The following is a 22,968-nucleotide window of genomic DNA, read 5'->3' on the forward strand; positions in this document are numbered from 1 at the left end:
AAAGAGGAATCAGCAGCCGACGGAGTCAGACGTTGGTCGCAATCGACGGCGAGGCGATATGACTGCTTCCTCGATTCGCGCCCGGACGGGTCGTCCGAAGAGCCGGTCCCGCTGCCCCGGTGAAGATTCGCCGATGCACAGATCAAAGCTCTCCCGGACACCACCATGAAACGATCTCCGACGGAGGAGATGTACTGGCGGAGGCCATTCCTGGCCGCCGAAGCAGGTTGTCGCGGTCGACGGTCGGGCGGATCTGGACGACCGTCGGGCTCCACCTCCACCCGCCGCAAAGGAAGCTGGTCCCGTAATGGACGAGAAGAGCCGGATCGGGCTGTGGACCGTTCGACATTGATAGTGTCGACAATTCCGGGAAATTCCCCAGCGGCGCACCACGACTACGTCGGGCACGGCATCACGACGCTATCGGCCGCCGTCCACACGACCGGCGGGAGGTGGTCCGCTCAACCCCTCGCCGTCACCGCGCCGACGGCGTCAGTGAGTTCCTGATGAAGCCGGACGAACTGGTGTCGGCCGACACGGACGTGCACCCTGTGAGGTGCCGGTGGCTCGCGCCCGACCGCGGGCGCATCCGCGCTTCCACAGGCACTTCATGCGACCCGGCTCGTCCTGGCTCGACCTGGCCGAATGCCGGTTCGGGCTACTGACGGCGAGCAGCTGTTCCGTCGCGGGTTCCGCCATACCTCGAGGTCCTCGGACACGGCATCCGCGCCTGGGGTCAGGGTAGAACGCCGGACCGGCCCGTTCGTCCGGACAATGGCGCGACAAGACTCAGGCCCGGCTCGCCATCCATCTTGGTTGAATACCGGCACAGAGCGCTCGGTACGTAGAACTGCGTACGGTCGAGAGCGCTCTGATGCTCGTGCGGGCACCTTCCACCCGATGGTGTGGCCCGGTCCACAGGGGGACGTCGCGTCAGCCGGCCGGACGCTGGTGGCACCCCACGGCCCGGCGAGCGGGTCCTGGGTGTGGCGCCGGGAAGATCCACGTGGACCGCTGACCGATCAGCATTCCGGCCGCCTCTTGGAAGGCAGGTAGGGTTAACCCTCCCACGGAGGCGGGTGTCCCCCCGGCCTCCCGGGGGCGGACCCCATAGCGACGTGAATCTGGTATGGGCACGCTCGATGGGAAGGAGTGGGCCCGGAGGCCCCCAGGAGACGACGAGCCCTGGCGAAGGTCGCCGACAACCGGCCGGTGGGGTTTACCCCAACGCGGAAGTAGGGTTCGGCCCCCATTGTTCGGGGGTGCACTCCCTCCCGTTCTCGATGCGCGGCTGGCAGTCTCATCGAGGAGATGAACACCGAGAAGAGGAACCCAGGCCTGGGCCCCGCAGGAGACATCATGGCGAAGTACCTGAGCTGCTGCGAACTCAAGACCCAGCAATACATGGCGTCGCTGGTGAGGGCCTTCCTGGTGATGGCCTTGCTGGTCTCGGCCTTGCTGGTCTCGGCACCGACGGCATGGGCCACTACCGACCTCGTCGGTGCGATGAACAGCGGCGGCGTCCACGGTGCTGGCCAATCGGGCTGTGATACTCCGATATGGGTTCCTAAGCCGCCGGGCTGTCCCCCTGATGCAGCGACTGATGCTGCCGCGGCTCCGGTAGAGGCGCCCGCGGTGTGCGCTCCACCGTTCGCCGGAAGCCGCTCGACGTCGGCCTCGGTATCCCTCCGGCGGCGAGCCTGCGAAGGAGTTCGACGCGCTGCGGCCGATCCTCGGCTGACCGGCGGAAGGCTCAGCGGTCGTTGTCAGGTGCTCTCCCTCCTCGACGACCGAACCGCCCGGACCCGGACCGCCCGGACCGTGGCCCGCCCCGAGCCCGGGGCGGGCCCCGTCTGCGTGGGGCGGGCAGCGGGCTGCCCCGCGCGACGAGCTCAGGTCCCCGGTGCGTGTCCGGATCGGCCACGACCGCGACGTCCCCGGACTGATCCGTGCGCCGCACCGTCACCCCGGCGCGGGTCAGCGCCTCCATCAGCCCCGGGTTCGGGTGCCGGTAGCTGTTCCCCGCACCCACGCTGACGAGGGCGGCCCGCGGCCGGACGGCGTTCAGGAACTGCAGGCTCGAGTAGCGCGACCCGTGGTGCGGGATCTTGAGGACGTCCGCCTGCAGCGGCGAGCCCGATGCGAGCAGGTCCGCCTGGGCGTCGAGCTCGACGTCGCCGGTCAGCAGCACGCTGCCCGCGGGCGTCCGTGCCCGCAGGACGACCGAGGTGTCGTTGACCTGCGTGCCGTCGTCCGGGTCGACCGAGGCCACCGGGCGCACGGGCGCCAGGACGTCGAGGACGAGGCCCGGCCAGGTCAGCCGCCGTCCGCGGTCGAGCTCGACGAGCGGCGCCCCGGCGGCCGCCGTCTCCCGCACCACCCGCTCGAACGCCCACCGGGGCTCGCGGGCCGGGCCGACCGCCACACCGGAGACCGCGCGGCCGCGCAGCGCGCCGGTGAGCCCGCCGATATGGTCCGCATGCAGGTGGCTGAGCACGACCAGCGCCAGCCCACGGACGCCGAGCCGGCTCAGGCAGCCGTCGATGAGGCCGTCGTCCGGCCCGGCGTCGACGAGCACGGCCCAGCCCGGCGTGCCGGTGGCGAGGACGAGCCCGTCGCCCTGCCCGACATCGCAGGCCACCACGGTCCAGCCGGACGGCGGCCAGCCCGGTTCGCGGACGCGGGTGGGGATCAGCACGAGCAGCAGCCCGACCAGGATCGCCAGCAGCAGCGCGCGCCACCGCGGGGACCGGAAGAACACGAGCAGGACCAGCAGGATCCCGGCGAGCAGCGCGGCCCCGAGCACGCCGTCGGGCCACGGGACGACACTGCCGGGCACCGCCGCGGCCCGGTCGGCGACGAGGATCAGCCAGCCCACGGCCGGCTTCGCCAGCCAGGCGCACGCCGTGGCGACCTCCGCGCTCAGCGGTGACAGCGTTGCCGCCAGGACCCCGAGCACCGTCGCCGGGGCAACCGCCGGCACCACCACCAGGTTCGCCAGGACGGTCACCAGGCTGACCTGCCCGCTGAGACCCGCGATCAACGGCGCCGTCACGAGGCACGCGGCGGCCGGGACGGCCAGCGCCTCCGCGGCACCCTGCGGTACCCCGCGGCGCCGCAGCGCGCGGGCCCAGCCGGGCGCGATCAGCACCAGCGCCGCGGTGGCCGAGACGGACAGCGCGAACCCCACGTCGACGGCGAGCGCCGGATCGACCAGCAGCAGCACGAGTACCGCGACGGCCAGCGCCGGCACCGCCGAGCGGCCGCGGCCGAGCGCGAGGGCGAGCAGCGCCACGCCACCCATGACGGCCGCGCGGACGACGCTCGGCGACGGCCGGGCCAGCACGACGAACGCGGCGATCGCGAGCCCGCTGAGCAGCGCGGCCAGCCGGGGATCGGCCTTGGCGCGGCGCAGCAGGAACAGGACGGCCCCGCCCACGATCGCGAGGTTCGCCCCGGACACCGCCGTCAGGTGGGTGAGGCCGGCGGCCCTGAAGTCCGTCTCGACCTCGGCCGTCTGGTTGCGGGTGTCGCCCACCGCGAGGCCGGGCAGCAGTCCCGCGGAGCCCTCCGGGAGGGCGCGCGCGGCCGCGTCCCGCAGGCCGTCCCGGAGCGTTCCGGCGGCGGTCTGCCAGCAGGGGGCCGGCCCCACCTCGGCGGCGGGGCCTCGGACCCGAAGGACCGCGATCGTGAGGTCCGAGCGCTGGGCCGGCACGAGCAGTCCCTCGGCGCGGACCTCCTGGCCCGGCAGCAGCTCCCGCCAGCCCTCGGCCGGGGCGATCAGCAGCACGTTCCCGCCGGACGTCCAGTTCCCGTCGCCGACGGAGACGGACACGAGCTCGGCCGCCACGAGAACCCGGTCCTCGCCCGCTGACGCGCCGTAGCCCGCGGTCGTGATCGCCCGCGGATCGTCGAGGAGGACGACGCGCATGGTCGCCGCGGACCCACGTTCGGCGGCCACCCGGAGCGGATGGCCCTGCACCTGGACCGCGTGGGTCGTGACCAGCACGCCGGCGGCGAGCGCGCAGCCAGCGGCCGCGATCAGCGCCGGCCCGGTGCGGCCGGCCCGGCGGCGCGTCCTCGCGAGGGCGCCGATCAGGCCGACGACGGCGAGCGCGGCGCCGGCGATCCCGCCGAGCGGGCCGGCGGTGATCCCGAACAGCATGACCGCCCAGGTCGCGAGCGCCGCAGGGACCAACCGCAGGTCCGGCCGGGCGCGCGGCTCCTCGTCCTGATCGTCGGCCGGCCGGGTGATGCTGGGGCTCACACCGTCACCAGGTCCTTGAGCTGGGAGAACCGCCGCTCGCCGATCCCCTCGACCTCGCGGAGCTGGTCCACCCGGGAGAACTTTCCGCTGCGGGTGCGCCAGTCCAGGATGCGCTGTGCGGTGACCGGCCCGACTCCGGGCAGGCCGTCGAGCTGTTCCAGGGTGGCCTTGTTCAGGTCGACCTTCCCGCCCGACGCCGGGGCGGCGGCGTCCCCGGAGGCGGCAGGACCGGCGGGAGCGGCGTCGACCGCGGCCGGGACGCCGATCGACACCTGTTCACCGTCGGCGACCCGCCGGGCGAGGTTGACCGTGGCCAGGTCCGTGCCGGGGAGCGCACCGCCCGCGGCGTGGAGGACGTCCGCGACCCGGGAGCCGTCCGGGACGCGGACGAGGCCGGGCCGCCGGACCCGTCCCGCGACGCTGACGACCAGCTCGGCGGCCGGCGCCGCCGGGGTGGTGGCGGTCGCGGCGGCCAGGGGCGGCTGCGCCGAGGGCGGCGCGGACGGCACCGCGGTGTCGATCCCCACCGCCGGCAGCCCCCCGACCGGCTCCGCCTGCGGCCGCCCGCTCCACACACCGACCGCGGCGAGCACGGCCGCCACCGCCGCGACCAGCACGAGCGCGACGGCGCCGGGCCGTCCGGGGTCGAGGCGGGCACCGCGCCAGGCCTCGGGGACCCAGCGGCGGGCGAGCATCCCGAGCCGACCGGGCCAGGGCTGGGCGGGAACGGGCTGCGGCGTGTGCTCCTCCCGCTCCGGCCACGCCGCGTCCTCCCGCCCGTCCCACCTCGGCTCGACGACGGGCACCGACCTCGGCACGGGCAGCGGCAGCGGGATCGGCACCGTCGGCGGGTCCCCGGGACCTGGCGGGGCGGCCGCCACCCGCCCGGACCCCACCGCCGGGGACCCCGGCCCGGGAGCGTCGGGACCGGGGGTGTCGGCGGGGTCCGGGTAGGGGCGGCCCAGCGGCGTTCCCAGCACCGCGGCGAGCCGGGTGCCGGGATCGGGAGGAGCTGCGCGCCGGGCCACACCGAGGACGCTAGGTCCGCGCGGGCCCGGTTCCGGGACGAGTCGTCACGCTGTGGATGGCCGGAGCGGGGTGGGGACAACCCACCCGCGACGAGCCCGGATCCGGCAGAACCGTCGGTGCCGTGTGGCAGGCTGCGCGGGTCCTACCCGCGCGGCACCACGACCACCCCGAGCGCGCCGTTCCCCACGTGCGCCCCGAGCACCGCACCGACCTCGGAGACGAGCAGCCGCGACGCGCTCGGCAACCGCTCCCGCAGCCGGTCCGCCAGCTCCTCGGCCCGATGGGCCGCCCCGAGGTGGTGCACGGCGAGGTCCGCGCCCTCCCCTGCCGCCTTCACCGCGAGCTCGACGAGCCGCTGCGTGGCCCGGGCCGCGGTCCGCACCTTCTCCAGCGGCCGGATCCGCCCCTCCGCCAGGTGCAGGATCGGCTTGACGGACAGCGCGGTGCCCAGGAAGGCCGTGGCCGCACCGATCCGGCCGCCCCGGCGGAGCCGGTCCAGGTCGTCGACGCAGAAGAAGACGCGGCAGCGGGCGGCGACCGCGGTGGCGGCCTCCTCCACCGCGGCTCCGGCGCACCCGGACTCCGCGGCGCGGACGGCCGCGAGCACCGCGTACCCGAGGCCCATCGCGACCGCACGCGAGTCCACGACCCGGACCCGTCCCGGCCCGACCTCCTCCGCGGCGAGCCGGGCGGCGTCCCAGGTGCCGGACAGCTCCCGGGAGAGGTGCACGGACACCACGGACGGCGCGCCGTCCGCGAGCAGCGCGCGGTACACCTCGGCGAACGCGGCGGGCGTCGGCCGGGAGGTCTGGACGTCCAGGCTCCGGTCCGCGAGGGCCGCGCTCAGGTCTCCCGGGCCGATGTCGATGCCGTCGCGACCGGTCCGTTCCCCCATCCGGACCTCGAGCGGCACGATCGTGATGGCGCTGCGGGCGGCGACCCCCGACGGGAGGTCCGTCGTCGAGTCGGTCACGACGGCGACGGGCGAGGGGGGCATGACAGCCGACCCTAGCGGCCGGGCCGGGCGGGCAGCTCGCGCGCCAGGATCGACCCGAGCGCCTCGCCGACCCTCCGGTGCCCCTCCCATCCCCAGTGCATGCCGTCCGGGTTGCCGTGCCCGCCGAGCACGTGCGCCGCGACCAGCGTCGGGACGTCCAGGATCCGCGCCCCGACGTCCGCTGCCCAGTCCCGGGTGGCCCGCTCGGCGGGGACCCGCCCGGGGTGCGCGTGGCCGTAGACCGCGGCGCGGTGCACGGACGGCAGGGCCGCGACGACCGGGATCCCGGGGCGCAGCGCGAGCACCGCGTCGCGGCATCGTTGCAGGTAGGAGACGGTGAGCCGCGGTGGGAGCGCCACCGGGCCGCCGCCCGGGAGACGGGCGAACGCCCGCGAGAGGCCGGGCTGCGCGCGCAGGTAGCCGTCGCGCAGCACCCGTCGCGCGCGGGCGGGGCGGACCGCCGGGATCAGCTCGCGTAGTGCCGTCGGCAGCGGTGACGGGAGCGTGTCCATCCCGCCCGTGCCGAGCACCAGCGCGTCGATCCTCGGCATGAGGGCCCACACCCGCGGGTCGTGGGTGAGCGCGTGCCAGGCATGCCGGGCCGTCCAGCCGATCCCGGCGACGATCTCGGCGTGCCCACCCAGCGCGGCGGCGGCGATGTTGGGCCAGAGGCGCGGATCGTCCGACGGCTCGGCCCGCTCGGGTCCGTGGAAGGTCAGCGAGTCCCCGAGGACGAGGAGCGTGGGACGGCCCGAGAAGCCAGCTGACACCGATGTTGTACCCGGACAGCCGCCAGCGCGGGTGGTCCGCGCGCCTCGCGACGACCGCCCACTTGCAGTTGCCCATCCCGCCGATGATCGGCCACGTGGACTCGGGAAGGTCCAGCAGCCCGCACACCATCCCGGCGATCATCCCGCCGTGCGCCACGAGGAGCAGCGACTGCTCGCCGACCTCGTCCGCGTACTCCTCGTCGATCTCCTCGACGACGGGCAGCGAGCGCCGCACGACGTCGACGCGGGACTCGCCGCCGGGCGGGGTCCAGCGCGGGTCCCCGCGCCACTCGGTGATCGCGCCCGGGTAGTCGACCTCGACCTCGCCGACGCTGCGGCCCTGCCACTCCCCGAGGTGCGTCTCGCGGAGCCGCTGGTCCAGCTTGACCGCCAGTCCGGAGGCGGCGGACACCTCCTCGGCGGTGTCCACCGCCCGGGTCAGGTCCGAGCTGATCATGCGGTCCAGGGACATCCGCGCGATGACCGGGGCCGCGCGGCGCGCCTGCTCGCGCCCCTCCTCGGTGAGGTGGGAGTCCAGGTGGCCCTGCATGCGTCCGGCCACGTTGTAGTCCGTCTGCCCGTGCCGGAGCAGGACGACCCGGCGGAGGCTCACGGAGCCGTGACGGTGTCGTCGGGATCCGCCTCGACCCGGGCCTCCGGGAAGTCGATCCGCGGGCAGTCCTTCCACAGCCGGTCGAGACCGTAGGTGCTCCGCTCCTCGTTGTGCTGCACGTGCACCACGATGTCGGTGAAGTCCAGCAGGACCCAGCGGCCCTCGCGCGCACCCTCGCGGCGGGTGGGCTTCACCCCGTTCTGGCGCAGCTTCTCCTCGACCTCGTCGACGATGGCCTGCACCTGGCGCTCGTTGGGCGCCGACGCGATGACGAAGCAGTCCGTGATGACGAGCTGGTCGGACACGTCCAGCACGGTGATGTCCTGGGCCAGCTTGTCGGCGGCGGCCGCCACGGCCACCCGGGCCATCTCGAGTGCCTCTTCTGTTGCCGCCACTGCGGTCACGACTCCCTCTGTGCTCAGCTGCTCTCCGGCCCACCCGATGAGAGGATGCAGCCGGGTCCAGTGTGGCAGCCGCGCCCGGCCGCTCCCGAGGCGCGGGGGTCGGCGGGCACGGGCAGGACGGACCTAGGCGGGATGCGAGACGCCGACCGGCTGATCGGCGGCGTAGAGCCCCGTCTTCGAGATGTACTGGACGACGCCGTCCGGCACCAGGTACCAGACCGGGCGCCCCTCGGCGACGCGGTTCCGGCAGTCCGTGGACGAGATCGCCATCGCCGGTACCTCGACCAGCGTCACGGAGCCCTCCGGCAGGTGCTCGTCGCCCAGGTCGTAGCCGGGACGGGTCACGCCGACGAAGTGCGCGAGCTCGAACAGCTCGTCGACCTTGCGCCAGGACAGGATCTGGGAGAGCGCGTCCGCGCCGGTGATGAAGAACAGCTCGGCGTCGGGCATCGTGGCGGCGAGGTCCCTCAGGGTGTCCGCGGTGTACGTCGGTCCTCCTCGGTCGATGTCCACCCGGCTGGTGCTGAACCGCGGGTTCGACGCCGTCGCGATGACCGTCATCAGGTACCGGTCCTCGGCGGGGCTGACGGACTTGGCCGACTTCTGCCACGGCTGCCCGGTCGGGACGAACAGCACCTCGTCGAGGTCGAACCGGTCGGCGACCTCGCTGGCGGCGACGAGGTGCCCGTGGTGCACGGGGTCGAACGTGCCGCCCATGACGCCGATCTTGCGCTGCATCGACGCAGACTATGCGCCCGCGGGCGTTGCGTCCTCACCCGTTCGGCCACGTCCCGGCCGTCCGGCGCGTTCGGTCACGCGGATGTGCCGGAGGGAACCGCCGGGGCACCAGGTACCCAGACCCCTCCGCCACGACGATCGACGGCCGGCCCGGCCGGACGGGTCACCGGGAGGCGGGCTCGGGGGCCGGCGGACTCAGGGGACCGGATACGCGTGGCGGAACTGGATGCTGATCCGGGCCCCGGCCGCCCGCACCTTCGGCACCGAGTGCTGCCACGTGCGCTGACACGACCCGCCCATCACGAGCAGGTCCCCGGGCCCGGGCAGGAACCCGACCGACGTTCCGCCACCCGTCGGCCGGAGCCGGAAGGGCCGCATCTCGCCGAGCGACACCAGCGCCACCGTCGCCGTCGGGAGCTCGCGGGCCACCCGGTCCCCGTGCCAGGCCACGCTGTCCGCGCCGTCCCGGTAGAGGTTGGCGCCGACCTGGGTGAACTCCTCGCCGTAGCGGCCGGACAGGACGTCCGCCATCTCCCCCAGGATCGGCTCGGGGAGCCCGTCCGCCCGGCTCCACCGGTGGGTCAGCCGCGGCTCGGGCAGCGTGCACTCGTACATCCGGACCTCGCGGCTGCGCCACGGCGTTCCGGTGAGCAGCCGTTCGAACAGCTCGCCCGCACCGCGGAGCCACCCCGGTACGACGTCGACCCAGGCGCCGTCGCCGAGCTCGTGCCGCCGGAGCCCGTGGAACCCGGGGTCGAGCTGGGGGCGCCGGGAGTCTCCAGGAGAGACGGCTGCCACATCAGATCGACCAGCATGCCCTCGAACGTACACGGGATCGAACATCAGTTCGAGACAGTAGCCTGACAGTCCTCGACCTCGACCACGCACGGCCCCGGGAGCTGCGATGACGATGATGGTGTGGATCGTGCTGGCGATCGTCGGCCTGGCCACGCTGGCCGCCGTCGTCAAGGGGCTGCAGGACCGGAGGAGGCCGCCGCACCGGCCCGACGATCCCAATCTGTAGGACGAAGTTCTCAGCATCCGATATCCATGCGTAGGGTGCCGGACCATGACGACCCCGCCCGCGACCCGTGAGGACCAGGTGCGATCCCGGCGGCGGTGGGTCGTCCTCGCGCTCGGCGTACTGGCCCAGTCCTCCGCCTGCTCGTTCGTCTACGGCATCCCGTTCCTGGTCCCGACGCTGCGGGACACCCTGGGCCTGTCCCTCGCGGAGGCCGGCGTCTACGTCGCCGGGCCCACGGCAGGCCTGCTGCTGACCCTGATCCTGTGGGGCGCTGCCGCGGACCGCTGGGGCGAGCGGCGGGTCATCGCGTCCGGCCTCGGCATCCAGGCACTGGTCGTCGGGCTGGTCGCGTTCCTGCCACATCCCGGCACGGTCCCGCTGGTCGTTCTGCTGGCCCTGGGCGGCGCCGCAGCCGCGTCGGTGTTCGCGGCGAGCGGCCGGATGGTGATGGGCTGGTTCCCCCGGGACGAGCGCGGGGTGGCGATGGGGATCCGGCAGACCGCGCAGCCGCTGGGCGTCGGCGTCGCCGGGCTGACCCTGCCGAGCCTCGCCGCGCACGTCGGCGTGCTCCCGTCGCTCGCACTCCCGGCGGCGTTGTGCCTGCTCTCGGCGGTGCTCGTGGCCGCGTTCGCCCCTGACCCGGCCCGCCCGCCACGCGCCCCCGGGGAGGCCGGGCCAGGCTCTCCGTACGGCGCCCCGCTGCTGTGGCGGGTCCACGCGGCCAGCGCGCTGCTGGTCGTGCCGCAGTTCGCGATCGCGGCGTTCTCCACCGAGTACCTGGTCCGCGAGCACGGCTGGGCGATCGCGACCGCCGGCGTGTTCGTGGCCGTCCTCCAGATCGCCGGCGCGGCGGGCCGGATCGGCGCCGGCTGGTGGTCGGACCGGGTCGGCTCCCGACTGCGGCCGATGCGGCAGCTGGCGGTCGGCGCGACGCTGGTCCTGCTGTCCTTCTCCCTCGGGGACCTGGTGGCGCCCTGGCTCGCGATCGCGTCGCTCGCGGTGGGCGCGGTGGTGAGCGTCGCGGACAACGGGCTGGCGTTCACGGCGGTGGCGGAGATCGCCGGCAGCTCCTGGTCCGGGCGAGCGCTGGGGATCCAGAACACCGGCCAGAACGTGGTGTCCTCGCTGGCGCCGATCGTGCTCGGCGCGATCATCGGCGGCTCCGGCTACGCCGCGGGGTTCGCCGCGGCGGCGCTCGCGCCGGTGCTCGCGATCGGCGTCACGCCGGTGCGGGACGAGCCCGCCCCCGACTGATCGACGCGCCCCGGATCAACCGACGCCCGCGTCGAGTGCCTCGGCGAGGAACCGCAGCTCACGGGTCATCTCGGCCTTCGCGGCGGACTCGTCGTCCGCGTGCCGGGCGACGGAGTGCCGGTAGCTCACGGCGGAGGCCAGCAGCAGCGCCACGGTCTCGACGCCCCTCGGGTCACCCTCCCGCGCCCCCAGGACGACGTCCCGGATCACCTCGACGAGCCGGGCGAAGCGGTCGTGCAGCGCGTCCCGGACGGCCGGGTGGGTGTCCGCCTCGCGCCACAGCAGGTGCGAGAGCGTGGCGGAGGCGCCCAGCATCCCGTCGAGCACCGTGACGAGCCGGCAGAGGCTCTCGGTGACATCCCCCGGGACGATCACCGCGTATCGGTCCACCCGCTCCTCCGGGAGCCGCTCGACCAGCGCGCTCAGCAGGTCCGGCTTGCGGGTGAAGTAGTAGTGCACGAGCCCCTTGGGGACTCCGGCGCGCTCGGCGATGCGGGAGGTGGGCGTCGCGTCGAAGCCGCGCTCGGCGAAGAGCTCCTCGGCCGCGGCGAGGATGCGCTCGCGCGCCGGGCCGCTGTCGGGGTCGAGGGGTCCGGTCATCTCGGGTCCTTCACGGTGGGTCGGGATGCACGCACGCGGCGGCCGCGGCCAGGAGGCCGCGGCCGTCGAACCGCTGGTGCAGCCTTGCGTACTGCGTCAGTGCGAGCCCGCCAGCCCGCGGTGGGCGGTGGTGGCGGCCGGCAGTGCGGTGGCGGCCACGAGGACCGTCAGGACACCGGCGACCCAGGACGTCCAGGACGCCCCGCCGAGGTCGCTGAAGCTCATCACCCACGGGGCGATGAAGATCAGGACGCCGAGCACGCCGTGGGTGTACTCACTGGCGACGGAGCCGGGGACGGCGAGCGACCACAGCGCGCTCAGGGCCAGCACGACCCCCAGCACGACGGTGGTCCACGCGGCACCCGTGTCCGCGTCCGTCACGAGCGGGGACAGGGCGAAGAGCACACCGATCACCAGTGCGGCCCAGTCCTGCCAGCGGGTCCACGCCTTCGCGGTCATCACGATCACTTCCTTCTTCAGAAGCTTCTTACGACAACCACAGGTCTACGCCTTGATTGGCCGGCCGGTCAAGGCGTGTTCCGACGATCACAGGCCTCCTCGGCGAGGCCACTCCCCACCGCCGCCCTGCCGGATCTCACCGGTCTGCTGCTGAGACGGTTCGGCTCGCGCCCCGCGCCGCCCACACGAGGACCGGCACCGCCATACTGACCCCGTGATCGGGCGGGCCGGACGGGACCGGAAGGCCGTCGAGCGGGCGCTCGACGTGGTGCAGGAGCGGGCGTTGCACAGCGACCGCGTGGACTGGCCGCAGGCCCGCGAGGAGGTCGCGGCCGCGTTCGGGGACCCGGAGGCGCTGGAGCTCGCGCTGTTCCGGATCGTCCGCGCGGCGGGCGGGCCGCACAGCGGGCTGCGCGGGCGCGCGCTGGCGCACGGGGCGCCCGAGCTGCCGGCCGTCCGGATGGAGGGTGACGCGGCGGTCCTCACCCTGCCGGCCTGCGCCGCGCGGGACGCGCGCGAGTACGAGGCGGCCGGCCAGAAGGCGCTCGCAGGTGCGGGCGCGGCGCAGTGGGTCGTCGACCTGCGCGGGAACGGCGGCGGCTCGATGTGGCCCATGCTCGCGGTGGTGGCACCGCTGCTGCGCCCCGAGCCCGACGGGGCGATCGGCGCGTTCGTCGACCGCACCGGCGGGTCGACGCCGTGGCGGCTCCTGGGCGGCGTGCTGCTCCTGGGGCGCCGGCCGATGGCCCGCGCGGCGCGGGACAGCACGTCCGGGCCGGTGGCGGTCCTCATCGACGGCGCGACGGCCAGTTCCGGCGAGGCCGTCGCCGTCGCGTTCCGGGGCGCGCCGGACGTGCGCTCCTACGGCTCCCCCACCCTCGGGCTGAGTACCGGCACCGAGACGCTGCCGCTGCCGGGCGGCGTCGTCCTCACCGTCACCACCAGCCGGTTCGCCGACCGCACCGGACAGGTCCACGGCGGCCGGATCACCCCGGACGTGCCGAGCGAGGACCCGCTCAGCATGGCCCTCTGGGACAGCCAGGGTCTGTCCTAGACGGGCAGCAGCGCCTCGACGACGTCCGCCAGCTGGCCGGCCGTGCGGCACTCGTGCATCGGCATGACGTCCGCGTACCGCAGCGCCGCGGAGTCCCCGCTGCCCCACTGCCGCCGCGGCTCCGGGTTGAGCCAGTGCGCGTGCCGGGCCTGGGAGATCAACCGCCGCAGGACGGCGAGGTTCGGGTCCCGGTAGTTCGTGCGGGCGTCGCCGAGGATCAGCACCGAGCTCTTGGACGTGATGGCCTCGCCGTAGAACTCCGCGAAGCTGCCGAGGGCGCCGCCGTAGTCGCTGTGCCCGTCGAACGCGGTGAGGTCCGCCTCGCGCAGCACCCGCTGCATCACGCCCGACAGCTCGGCGCCGGGCTCGAACAGGTGCGTCACCTCGTCCGTCTTCTCGACGAACGCGAAGACCCGGACCTTGCTGAACTGCTCCCTCAACGCCTGGACCAGCAACAACGTGAAGTGGCTGAACCCGGCGACGGAGCCGGAGACGTCGCAGAGGATGACGAGCTCGGGGCGTCCGGGCCGGCGCGTCCGGTACGCGGGCTTCATCGGGACGCCGCCGGTGGACATCGAGCGGCGCAGCGTCCGGCGCATGTCCAGGGTGCCGCGTTCGGCGTGCTTGCGGCGGACGGCGAGCCGCGCGGCGAGGCGCCGGGCCAGCGGGTGCACCGTGCGGCGGAGCAGGGTGAGCTGCTCGGCGTAGGCGGAGAGGAACTCGACCTGCTCGGCCTGCTTGGGCACCGCGGTCTTCGCCACCTGCTCGCGGCCGCGCTGCTCGGCGGTGCGGCGGCGCACCTCGTCGGTCACCATCTTGCGGAACTGGGCGATGCGGTCCCGGATCTCCCGGCGGCGCATCTCGTCGGTGAAGTCCGAGTCGTCCGGCTGGCGGAGGCCGTTCATGATCGACGCGAGCAGGGTCTCGGGCGAGATCACCCGCAGCGCCTGGTAGGCGGACCAGCTGGGCTGCGCGCTCGACCCGCGGACGCCGGTGCCACTGGCCCCGGCCTGCCCCAGCGCGTCGACGACGGCGCGGGCGAGCGCCCGCAGCGCGTCGGTGTCGCCGTCCCGGAGCAGGTCCGCGAGGATCTCACGCAGGGCGTCGACGTCGACCGGCCCGTCGGGGGCGTCCGGATCCTCGGCCTCGACGCGCGGGACGTCGACCTGGCCGCTGCCGGCGCCGAGCGCGGCGGGCCAGTACAGCTCGAAGAGGGTGTCGAAGACCTCGCGCTGCCCGGAGCGGCGCAGCAACGCCGCGGCCAGCCCTTCCCGCAGCTCCTCCCGGCGCAGCAGGTCCAGGGCGCCGAGGACCTCCGCGGCGTCGACGGTCTCCCCGGGGCCGACGGAGACGCCGTGGGTGCGCAGCGCCGCGACGAAGTCGACGAGGTGCCCGGGCAGGCCGTGCTCGTTCGCGGTGACCGGCATCGGGGCGCTCCTAGTTGAGATGCAGTTCGGCCGTGGCCTTGACCTGGTCCGACCGGTGCTTGAGGACCACGCCGAGGGTGGCGCGCACCGCGTCGTCGTCGAGGGTGTCCATGCCCAGGGCGAGCAGCGTGCGGCCCCAGTCGATCGTCTCGGCCACCGACGGGGCCTTGCGCAGCTCCATCGCCCGCAGCACGCGGACCGTCCGGACCAGCGCGTCCGTCAGGTTCTCGGTGAGCTTCCGGGACGCGGGACAGGACGATGCGCCGCTCGAGGTCCGCGTCCGGGAAGTCCAGGTGCAGGAACAGGCAGCGCCGCTTGAGCGCCTCGGAGAGCTCGCGGGTGGAGTTGGAGGTCAGCAGCGCGAACGGCTTGCGCGTCGCGGTGACCGTGCCCATCTCCGGGATGCTGACCTGGTAGTCGGAGAGGACCTCCAGCAGCAGGCCCTCGACCTCGACGTCCGCCTTGTCCATCTCGTCGATGAGCAGGACGGTGGGCTCGTCGCGGCGGATGGCGGTGAGCAGCGGCCGCGGGAGCAGGAACTCCTCGCTGAACACGTCGTCGCGGGTCGCGTCCCAGCTCTCGTGGCCCTGGCCCGCGGTGATGCGCAGCAGCTGCTTGGCGTGGTTCCACTCGTAGAGGGCGCGCGCCTCGTCGATGCCCTCGTAGCACTGCAGCCGGACGAGCCCCGCGTCGGTCGCCTGGGCGACGGCCTTCGCGAGCTCGGTCTTGCCGACCCCGGCCGGACCCTCGACGAGCAGCGGCTTGCCGAGGCGGTCCGCCAGGTAGACCGTGGTCGCGACCGCGGTGTTGGCGAGGTAGCCGACGGCGGCGAGCCGCTCGGTGACCTCGTCGACCGAGCCGAACAACGGGGGCTGGATGGCGTTCACCGGATCATCCTGCCTTGCGGATCCGGGCTACGCAGCCCTGAGAACCGTACGGTCGTTAAGTTGAGGTGAGGGGTGCATCACACCAGCCGCGGATCGTCCATGGCGTCGCCCGCGCCCGTGGGTGCCGCGCCTCGACCCGGTCTCAGACGTCGTCCGCCGCCGGGCGCCCCGCGGACCTGCGCATCCCGACGACGAACGCCACGACCGCGAAGCCGACCGCCGGGACCCAGAGCCACCTGTTCGTCGCGGCACCGAGGCACTCGCCCTCCGCGGTGGTGCCCGCCTCGGCCGCGGCGGTGTCCAGGACCGGACCGGAGAGCCCGCCGAGGTCCTGGGCCCGCAGGGCCGCCGCCGCCACGACGCCGCTCGCCCGGCAGCGGTCCCCGGTCGGCGTGGCCTCGGAGAGGAACAGCTGCAGGGGCGTGGCGACGACGAGCGCCGCGGCGAGAGCCGCCACCCCGGACACCGCCACGAGCTGGCGACGACGCGGGGCCTCGCCCGGGGCCGGGAGGTGGAAGTACGCCGCGAGCACGGCCAGCAGCACGACGCCCGCGATCGACGCGAGCCACTCCCACGGCCCCTGTCCGCCGAAGGTCAGCGCGACGACCGCGGCCAGGGCCGCGCCGAGAAGCGCCGCACGGTCCACCTGACTGCCACCGGGCTGCTCCACGCGCCGGAGCCTGACAGACGACGGCAGCGATCGGGAGGTCCCGAGCCGGGGCGCCCGGGAACTGTCGGGGGTGCGCGCCATCATGGTGGGCGTGACCACCACCGAACAGGATCTGCGCACGCGCGCCGAGGAAGTGCTGGCCACCCTGGCCGGCGAGGGCGCGACGCTGCGCGAGGACCAGTGGACGGCCATCCACGCGCTCGTCGCCGAGCACCGGCGGGCGCTGGTCGTGCAGCGCACCGGATGGGGCAAGTCCGCGGTGTACTTCGTCGCCACGGCGCTGCTCCGCGAGCAGGGCGCCGGGCCCACCGTGATCGTCTCGCCGCTGCTCGCGCTGATGCGCAACCAGATCGACGCGGCGACGCGGGCCGGGATCGTCGCGGTCACGGTCAACTCCGCGAACCTGGACGACTGGGAGCAGACCTACGCCGAGATCGACGCCGGCGAGGTCGACGTGCTGCTCGTCAGCCCGGAGCGGCTGAACAACCCGGACTTCCGGGACCGGGTCCTCCCCCGCCTCACCGCGAGCGCCGGGATGCTGGTGGTCGACGAGGCACACTGCGTCTCGGACTGGGGGCACGACTTCCGGCCGGACTACCGGCGGCTGCGCAACCTCATCGCCGAGCTTCCCGGCGGGGATCCCCGTGCTGGCCACCACGGCCACGGCGAACGACCGGGTGGTCCACGACGTCACCGAGCAGCTCGGCCTCGACCCTGCCGACGGCCGCTCCGCCGACGCTCCGCGGAGGGGGGCTCCGCTGGTCCTGCGGGGTTCGCTCGACCGCGCGAGCCTGCGCCTGTCGGTCGTCCCGATCCCGAACCCCGCGCAGCGGCTGGCGTGGCTGGCGTCCCGGCTCGACGAGCTGCCGGGCGCCGGGATCGTCTACACGCTCACGATCCAGACGGCCGAGGAGGTCGCGGAGTTCCTGCGCGAACGCGGCTACGCCGTCCGCTCCTACACCGGCAAGACCGACCCCGAGGCCCGCCTCGACGCCGAGGCGGACCTGCTCGGCAACCGGGTCAAGGCGCTGGTCGCCACGAGCGCCCTGGGCATGGGTTTCGACAAGCCGGACCTCGGGTTCGTCGTGCACCTCGGCGCCCCGGCCTCGCCCGTGGCCTACTACCAGCAGATCGGCCGCGCGGGCCGCGCGCTGGACCGCGCGGAGGTCGTCCTGTTGCCGGGCCGCGAGGACCGGGACATCTGGGCCTACTTCGCCTCGCTGGCGTTCCCGCCCGAGCCGCTGGTACGCCAGACGCTGGCCGCGCTGTCGGAGCACCCGGTCTCGACGGCGTCGCTGGAGACCCGGGTCGATCTCTCCCGCACCCGGCTGGAGATGCTGCTCAAGGTCCTGGACAGCGACGGCGCGGCCAAGCGCGTCAAGGGCGGCTGGATCTCCACGGGCGGGGAGTGGACCTACGACGGCGAGCGGCACCGCCGGATCGCCGAGGCCCGCAAGGCCGAGCAGCAGGCGATGCTGGACTACATCGCCACGGACGAGTGCCGGCTGGTGTTCCTGCGCCGCCAGCTCGACGACCCGGACCCCACGCCCTGCGGCCGCTGCGACGTCTGCAGCGGCACGGTCTGGTCCCCGGACGTCACCGCCGAGAGCACGGCCGCGGCGGAGGAGCGGCTGCAGAGGCCGGGCATCGAGGTCGCGCCGCGGAAGATGTGGCCGAGCGGGATGAAGGAGCTGGACGTCCCGGTGTCCGGCAGGCTCAAGGCGGACAAGCTCGCCGAGCCCGGACGGGCCGTCGGCCGGCTCTCGGACATCGGCTGGGGCACCCGGCTGCGCGAGCTGCTCGAGGGCCCGGACCGGCCCGTCCCGTCCGAGCTGCTGGACGCGGTGATCCGCGTGCTGGCCGGGTGGGGCTGGGCGGAGCGGCCGGTCGGGGTGATCGGGATCGGTTCCCGCACCCGTCCCCACCAGCTCGAGCACCTCGCCGGGCGGATCGCGGAGATCGGCCGGCTCCCGCTGCTCGGCACGCTCCCGCCGGCCGGGGAGCGGCCGGGCGCGCACGAGAACTCCGCGCAGCGCCTCGCGGCGGTGTGGCACGGGTTCGACACGTCCGCGCTGCCCGATCTCTCCGGGGTCGGCGGGCCGGTGCTGCTGGTGGACGACGTGGTCGACTCGGGCTGGACGATGACGGTCGCGGCGCGGGCCCTCCGCAAGGCGGGTGCCCCGGCCGTGCTTCCACTGGCCCTCGCCCAGGCCGGGTGAGCGCGCCCGGATGTGGCCGGGTACCACCGGGTGGTACGCGAACCATCCCGGCGCGTCCTGCTCATGCCCTAGCTCGGCCCGTCCCCGAGCAGCTCCCGGATCAGCCGCTCGTGCAGCCCGTGGTCCGGCGAGCGCCAGCCCTGGTCCGCGTAGGAGTACAGCTCGCCCGCGAGGACCTCGCCGATCGGCCCGGGATAGACCTCGCGGGCCCGGCGGGCGGCCCGGCGGACCCGCACCCTCTGCTCGGGCAGCAACGGCGGCTGGCCGCCGCGGTTCGCCCACCACACGGGTCGGCTCGGGACTGGGGCGCGGGCCGGTTCCAGCCGGGCCACGACGCGGCGCTCCTGCTGCTCCATGATCCACTCCTTCCGGCCCGGCCCGCGCGTGCAGGGACGGACTCGGTGGGGCGCCGCTCGGCGTCAACCCGCCGCCGCGACGCTCAGCCGGACGTGCTCCTTCGCCACCACCGCTCCCCCCGGGAAGCTCCGCGCCGGCCGGGGCCGCGACGATGGCCAGGTCCGCGGCGTGCGGCCGGCCCGCGTCGACCCAGTCGGCGACCCGTTCCAGCAGCAGCGCGGCGAGCTCCCGGCCGCCCGGGCCGAACGCCTGCACCGCCGAACCGCTGACGGCCCCGCCCTCCCCGGCCGGCCCGGGCCCGCCCGGCCCCCACTCCGGCCGCGGGCGCGGTCTCGGGACGGGGGTCCGCCTCTCGGTCACCAGCGCCGCGAACCCGTCCCGACCGCCGAGCGCGACCGTCGCGCGGTCCCGCCGCACCGGGAACAGCGCGGCACCCACCCGGGAGTCGGCCGCCTCCCTCGTCGCGAGCAGCCGGAACACGGCCGGATCGCCGAGGGCCAGCCACAGCCCGAGGCCGTCCCACACGTCCACGGCGTCGAGGCCCGGATCCGGCACGACCGGCCACGCCGGTCCGGGCTCGGCCAGCCCGGCCCGCACCGCCGCCACGTCGATCTCCGCCTCCTCGGCCATCTGCACCGACCAGCCCTCGCAGTCCCCACCCAGCGGTGTCGAGACGTCGGGTCCCGCCCCGGCGCCGCGGAGCCGGATGAACGCGCAGCTCCGTACCGACGCGCTGCGCAGCAGGCCGTCGTCGAGCGCATCGAAGGCGATCGAGAGCTGGCTGCCCCGCACGGTGAGCGGCAGCAGGATCCGCCCGTACGGCGCGAGCTGCGCCACCCACTCCGGACGCACGTCCCAGCTGCCGACGGTCAGCACGATCCGGTCGTACGGTGCTCCCTCCGGACAGCCGAGCGCGCCGTCGCCGCAGACGACCCGTACGCCATCGACACCCGCGGCAGCGAGGTTGTCCTCGGCCTGTGCGACCAGCTCCTCGTCGATGTCGACCGAGGTCACGGAGCCTTCGGGGCCGACGATCCGGGCCATGAGCGCGGCGTTCCAGCCCGTCCCGGCGCCGATCTCCAGGACCCGGTGCCCGGGCCGCAGCCCGAGCTGTTCCAGCATGATGGCCACCATCGACGGCTGGGACGCGGAGCTGGTGGCGACGCCGTCGACGAACTGGGTGGCCACGGCCTCGTCCGCGTAGGCCTCGTCGAGCGGTCGTCCGGGCAGGAAGAGGTGCCGCGGTACCGCACGGAAGGCCTGCTCCACGGCGGTACCCCGGATGCGCCCGCCGCGGACGAGATCCTCCGCGAGCCGCTCCGCCTCGATGCTCATCGCGCCCGAGTGTGGCGCGTCACGGCGCCCGCCGCTAGGAACCGCTCAGAGCAGTACCAGGTCGTCCGCGTGCACGATCTCCCGGCGGTGGTCCGGCGGCAGCTCCGTCGAGCGCTTGCCGATCAGGGCCGGGAGCTCGGCGGAGTCGTAGTTGACGACTCCACGCGCGACGACCACGCCGTACGGCCCGACGAGGTCCACCACGTCCCCGGAGACGAAGTCCCCGTCGATCCCGTGCACGCCCGCGGCGAGCAGGGACCGCCGGCGGTCGACGACGGCGGCGACCGCGCCCGCGTCGAGATCGAGGCGTCCGCGCACGTCCGCGGCGTGCCGCAGCCAGAACCGGCGCGCGGACATCCGCCGCCCGGATGCCCGGAACGCCGTGCCCACCTTCGGTCCCTCGGCCCCGCCGTCCAGGGCCTGCGCGACGTCCTCGGCGGACGCGAGCAGCACGGGGATCCCCGAGGCGGACGCCATCGCGGCGGCGGTGATCTTGGTGCTCATCCCGCCGGTGCCGAGCGCACCTTGCCCCGGCCGGGCGACGGTGACCGCGTCCAGGTCCGACGGCGCGCCGACCTCGGCCAGCAGCCGCGAGCCGGGCTTGCGGGGGTCGCCGTCGTAGAGCCCGTCGACGTCGGAGAGCAGGACCAGTGCGTCCGCGCCGACGATGTGCGCGACGAGCGCGGCGAGCCGGTCGTTGTCCCCCACCCGGATCTCGTCGGTGGCGACCGTGTCGTTCTCGTTGACGACGGGCAGCACGTCCAGCCCGAGCAGGCGTTCGAGCGTGCGCTGGGCGTTGCGGTAGTGCGAGCGGCGGATCATGTCGTCCGCGGTGAGCAGGACCTGCCCGATCCGCTGCTCGTGCCGCAGGAACGACGCCGAGTAGGCGTGCGCGAGCAGGAGCTGCCCGACGCTCGCCGCGGCCTGCTGCGTGGCGAGGTCCCGCGGCCGCTTGACCAGGCCCAGCGGCGCGAGCCCGGCGGCGATGGCGCCGGAGGAGACCAGGACGACCTGCGAGCCCGCGGCCCGGCGGCCGGCCAGGGCGTCGACGAGGCGGTGCAGGCGGTCCGGGTCCAGCCCGCCGGCGAGGCTGGTCAGCGAGGACGACCCGACCTTGACGACGATGCGCCGCGCCGCCCCGATCTGCCCGCGGGTCTCGCTCACCGCGGCCGCCGGAGGCACTCGTGAGCCCGACGCCTCGCGAGACGGAGCGAAAGGGCCACAGGTGCCCCGGCGGAGGCGCTCATCGGGAGCTGTGGTCCTCCGAGTCGTTCCACACCTCGAGCTCGTCGTCCGGGAAGCTCGAAGGTCTCGTCCGAGACGTCGGCGTCCCCGTCGTCCGCGGCCTGCCCGCCGAAGGTCTGCTCGTACTCGTAGCTCGCGCCCGCGGCCAGCTCCGCGTCCGACAGGTGCCGGCGACGGGCGTTGCGGGCCGCCTTGCGCTCGGTCGCGCTGAGGCGGTTGCTCTCCTGCTCGAGACGCCGGTCCGTGCCGCGCCCGGACATCACCATGGCGATACCGGCGGGCGTGCTGGGCTCCCAGTCGAACGTGACGTGCCCGATCGTGACCGGGCAGCCGGGCCGCGCACCGGCCTTGGCCAGCGCGTCCTCGACCCCGAGCCGGGCCAGCCGGTCCCCGAGGTAGCCGACGGCCTCGTCGTTGTCGAACGAGGTCTGCCGGATCCAGCGCTCGGGCAGGGCGCCGCGGACGATGAACCCGCCCTCGAGCTCCCGGTCCTCCTCGACGGTGAAGCCCTGCTCGTCGACGGCGGCGGGCCGCAGGACGATCCGCGTGGCCTCCGCGACGGGCTGGGCCGCGCGGTAGGCAGCGACCTGCTCGGCCATGGCGAAGGAGAGCTCGCGCAGCCCGCTGCGGGTGGCGGTGGAGATGGCCAGCACCGGCCAGCCGAACCGTTCCCGCAGGTCCTCGGAGACGATCTCGACCATGTCCGCCGCGTCCGGGACGTCGATCTTGTTGAGGGCGATGAGCCGCGGCCGGTCCGCGAGCTCGCCACCGAGGGCCGGGGTGTACCTCGCCAGCTCGTCCTCGAGGGCCTGGACGTCCGCGACGGGGTCCCGGCCGGGCTCGAAGGTGGCGCAGTCCACGACGTGGACCAGCACCGAGCAACGCTCGATGTGCCGCAGGAAGTCCAGGCCGAGCCCGCGGCCCTCCGAGGCCCCGGGGATGAGGCCGGGGACGTCCGCGACGGTGTAGATCTGCTCGCCCGCGCTGACGACGCCGAGCTGCGGGACGAGCGTGGTGAACGGGTAGTCCGCGATCTTCGGACGGGCCGCGGAGAGCGCCGCGACCAGGGAGGACTTGCCCGCGGAGGGGAACCCGACGAGGCCAACGTCCGCCATCGAGCGCAGCTCGAGGACGAGGTCACGGGTCTCCCCCGGCTCGCCGAGCAGCGCGAACCCGGGGGCCTTGCGCGCGGCGGAGGCGAGCGCGGCGTTGCCGAGGCCGCCCCGGCCGCCCTCGGCCGCGATGAACCGGGTCCCGGGACCGACGAGGTCCGCGATGATGTTCCCGGCCTCGTCGAAGACGACCGTGCCGTCCGGGACGAGCATCTCCAGGTCGTCCGCGTTCGCGCCGGCCCGGAAGCCGCCCTGACCCTGGGTGCCGTTCCTGGCCGCGGCGTGCGGCCGGTGGTGGAAGTCGAGCAGGGTGTGCACACCCGGGTCGACGACGAGGACCACCGAGCCCCCGCGGCCGCCGTTGCCCCCGTCGGGGCCGCCCAGCGGCTTGAACTTCTCTCGATGGACCGACGCGCAGCCGTTGCCGCCCGCCCCTGCGGTGGCGTGCACCACGACCCGGTCGACGAACCGCGACATCGTTCTTCTCCTGTACATGAGAGAACGGCG

General features: G+C 74.6%; 16 protein-coding genes and 4 pseudogenes. 3 read left to right on the top strand and 17 right to left on the bottom strand.

Annotated features, from left to right (window positions below; genetic code table 11):
- Positions 1–1,753: 1,753 nt before the first annotated feature.
- The 8 genes and pseudogenes from WBK50_RS24260 to WBK50_RS24295 all read right to left on the bottom strand — a co-directional run bounded on the left by WBK50_RS24260 (position 1,754) and on the right by WBK50_RS24295 (position 9,616).
- On the bottom strand, positions 1,754–4,165 hold the full coding sequence (locus tag WBK50_RS24260) for a DNA internalization-related competence protein ComEC/Rec2 (RefSeq protein ID WP_445942389.1): 2,412 nt from the start codon (positions 4,163–4,165) through the stop codon (positions 1,754–1,756).
- A gap of 98 nt (positions 4,166–4,263) precedes the next feature.
- Positions 4,264–5,295, bottom strand: a complete 1,032-nt coding sequence (locus WBK50_RS24265; RefSeq protein ID WP_341337816.1) for a ComEA family DNA-binding protein — start codon at positions 5,293–5,295, stop codon at positions 4,264–4,266.
- A 143-nt stretch (positions 5,296–5,438) separates the two neighbouring features.
- Complete coding sequence (locus WBK50_RS24270) at positions 5,439–6,293, bottom strand: DegV family protein (protein WP_341339490.1); 855 nt, start codon at positions 6,291–6,293, stop codon at positions 5,439–5,441.
- A gap of 11 nt (positions 6,294–6,304) precedes the next feature.
- Positions 6,305–7,063 (bottom strand): diglucosylglycerate octanoyltransferase, encoded by a 759-nt coding sequence (gene octT / locus WBK50_RS24275; protein WP_341339491.1) that lies wholly within the window; start codon positions 7,061–7,063, stop codon positions 6,305–6,307.
- Positions 7,059–7,676, bottom strand: a pseudogene (locus WBK50_RS24280) (histidine phosphatase family protein); the annotation flags it as partial. The pseudogene WBK50_RS24280 and the gene octT, both read right to left, overlap by 5 nt.
- Positions 7,673–8,071 (bottom strand): ribosome silencing factor, encoded by a 399-nt coding sequence (rsfS, locus tag WBK50_RS24285; RefSeq protein WP_341339492.1) that lies wholly within the window; start codon positions 8,069–8,071, stop codon positions 7,673–7,675. The pseudogene WBK50_RS24280 and the gene rsfS, both read right to left, overlap by 4 nt.
- A 132-nt stretch (positions 8,072–8,203) precedes the next feature.
- Positions 8,204–8,818, bottom strand: coding sequence for a nicotinate-nucleotide adenylyltransferase (gene nadD, locus WBK50_RS24290; RefSeq protein WP_341337817.1), 615 nt, complete (start codon positions 8,816–8,818; stop codon positions 8,204–8,206).
- Between the two features lie 195 nt (positions 8,819–9,013).
- Positions 9,014–9,616 (bottom strand): alpha-ketoglutarate-dependent dioxygenase AlkB, encoded by a 603-nt coding sequence (locus WBK50_RS24295; protein WP_341337818.1) that lies wholly within the window; start codon positions 9,614–9,616, stop codon positions 9,014–9,016.
- A 271-nt stretch (positions 9,617–9,887) separates the two neighbouring features.
- Here WBK50_RS24295 and WBK50_RS24300 point away from each other — a divergent pair, with 271 nt between their 5' ends.
- Complete coding sequence (locus tag WBK50_RS24300) at positions 9,888–11,096, top strand: MFS transporter (protein ID WP_341337819.1); 1,209 nt, start codon at positions 9,888–9,890, stop codon at positions 11,094–11,096.
- A gap of 15 nt (positions 11,097–11,111) precedes the next feature.
- On the opposite strand, the gene WBK50_RS24305 is transcribed toward WBK50_RS24300, so the two are convergent.
- The gene (locus tag WBK50_RS24305; RefSeq protein ID WP_341337820.1) at positions 11,112–11,696 is read right to left on the bottom strand and encodes a TetR/AcrR family transcriptional regulator; all 585 of its coding nucleotides are present in this window, start codon (positions 11,694–11,696) and stop codon (positions 11,112–11,114) included.
- A 96-nt stretch (positions 11,697–11,792) separates the two neighbouring features.
- Positions 11,793–12,155, bottom strand: coding sequence for an SPW repeat domain-containing protein (locus WBK50_RS24310; protein ID WP_341337821.1), 363 nt, complete (start codon positions 12,153–12,155; stop codon positions 11,793–11,795).
- 214 nt (positions 12,156–12,369) lie between these two features.
- Between WBK50_RS24310 and WBK50_RS24315 the strand changes: the two genes are divergently transcribed.
- The gene (locus WBK50_RS24315) at positions 12,370–13,209 is read left to right on the top strand and encodes a S41 family peptidase (RefSeq protein WP_341337822.1); all 840 of its coding nucleotides are present in this window, start codon (positions 12,370–12,372) and stop codon (positions 13,207–13,209) included.
- Here the strand turns inward: WBK50_RS24315 and WBK50_RS24320 are convergent.
- The 3 genes and pseudogenes from WBK50_RS24320 to WBK50_RS24330 all read right to left on the bottom strand — a co-directional run bounded on the left by WBK50_RS24320 (position 13,206) and on the right by WBK50_RS24330 (position 16,193).
- The gene (locus tag WBK50_RS24320; protein WP_341337823.1) at positions 13,206–14,636 is read right to left on the bottom strand and encodes a vWA domain-containing protein; all 1,431 of its coding nucleotides are present in this window, start codon (positions 14,634–14,636) and stop codon (positions 13,206–13,208) included. The two genes, WBK50_RS24315 and WBK50_RS24320, sit on opposite strands and share 4 nt — an antisense overlap.
- 10 nt (positions 14,637–14,646) lie before the next feature.
- A pseudogene (locus WBK50_RS24325) lies at positions 14,647–15,514 on the bottom strand (AAA family ATPase).
- Positions 15,515–15,665: 151 nt separating this feature from the next.
- The gene (locus WBK50_RS24330; RefSeq protein ID WP_341337824.1) at positions 15,666–16,193 is read right to left on the bottom strand and encodes a hypothetical protein; all 528 of its coding nucleotides are present in this window, start codon (positions 16,191–16,193) and stop codon (positions 15,666–15,668) included.
- 82 nt (positions 16,194–16,275) lie between these two features.
- Between WBK50_RS24330 and WBK50_RS24335 the strand changes: the two are divergent.
- Positions 16,276–18,412 (top strand): annotated as a pseudogene (locus WBK50_RS24335) (DEAD/DEAH box helicase).
- Positions 18,413–18,480: 68 nt separating this feature from the next.
- On the opposite strand, the gene WBK50_RS24340 reads toward WBK50_RS24335, so the two are convergent.
- The 4 genes and pseudogenes from WBK50_RS24340 to obgE form a co-directional block, all read right to left on the bottom strand.
- Complete coding sequence (locus WBK50_RS24340) at positions 18,481–18,768, bottom strand: hypothetical protein (RefSeq protein WP_341337825.1); 288 nt, start codon at positions 18,766–18,768, stop codon at positions 18,481–18,483.
- A gap of 760 nt (positions 18,769–19,528) precedes the next feature.
- Positions 19,529–20,104: pseudogene (locus WBK50_RS35370) on the bottom strand (methyltransferase domain-containing protein); the annotation flags it as partial.
- 45 nt (positions 20,105–20,149) lie between these two features.
- Positions 20,150–21,268, bottom strand: coding sequence for a glutamate 5-kinase (proB, locus tag WBK50_RS24350; protein WP_341337827.1), 1,119 nt, complete (start codon positions 21,266–21,268; stop codon positions 20,150–20,152).
- The gene (gene obgE / locus WBK50_RS24355) at positions 21,265–22,938 is read right to left on the bottom strand and encodes a GTPase ObgE (protein ID WP_341337828.1); all 1,674 of its coding nucleotides are present in this window, start codon (positions 22,936–22,938) and stop codon (positions 21,265–21,267) included. Before obgE ends, proB begins: the two co-directional genes overlap by 4 nt.
- Between the last annotated feature and the right edge of the window lie 30 nt (positions 22,939–22,968).

Origin of the sequence: Pseudonocardia sp. T1-2H (assembly GCF_038039215.1) — a bacterium.
GTDB lineage: Bacteria > Actinomycetota > Actinomycetes > Mycobacteriales > Pseudonocardiaceae > Pseudonocardia.

Bases quoted from the DNA above. Each gene is read 5' to 3' on its own strand.
- WBK50_RS24340 (WP_341337825.1), bottom strand. From the start codon at position 18,768: ATGGAGCAGCAGGAGCGCCGCGTCGTGGCCCGGCTGGAACCGGCCCGC.
- obgE (WP_341337828.1), bottom strand. From the start codon at position 22,938: ATGTCGCGGTTCGTCGACCGGGTCGTGGTGCACGCCACCGCAGGGGCG.
- WBK50_RS24300 (WP_341337819.1), top strand. From the start codon at position 9,888: ATGACGACCCCGCCCGCGACCCGTGAGGACCAGGTGCGATCCCGGCGG.
- WBK50_RS24310 (WP_341337821.1), bottom strand. From the start codon at position 12,155: ATGACCGCGAAGGCGTGGACCCGCTGGCAGGACTGGGCCGCACTGGTG.
- nadD (WP_341337817.1), bottom strand. From the start codon at position 8,818: ATGCAGCGCAAGATCGGCGTCATGGGCGGCACGTTCGACCCCGTGCAC.
- WBK50_RS24320 (WP_341337823.1), bottom strand. From the start codon at position 14,636: ATGCCGGTCACCGCGAACGAGCACGGCCTGCCCGGGCACCTCGTCGAC.
- WBK50_RS24305 (WP_341337820.1), bottom strand. From the start codon at position 11,696: ATGACCGGACCCCTCGACCCCGACAGCGGCCCGGCGCGCGAGCGCATC.
- WBK50_RS24270 (WP_341339490.1), bottom strand. From the start codon at position 6,293: ATGCCCCCCTCGCCCGTCGCCGTCGTGACCGACTCGACGACGGACCTC.
- WBK50_RS24260 (WP_445942389.1), bottom strand. From the start codon at position 4,165: ATGCTGTTCGGGATCACCGCCGGCCCGCTCGGCGGGATCGCCGGCGCC.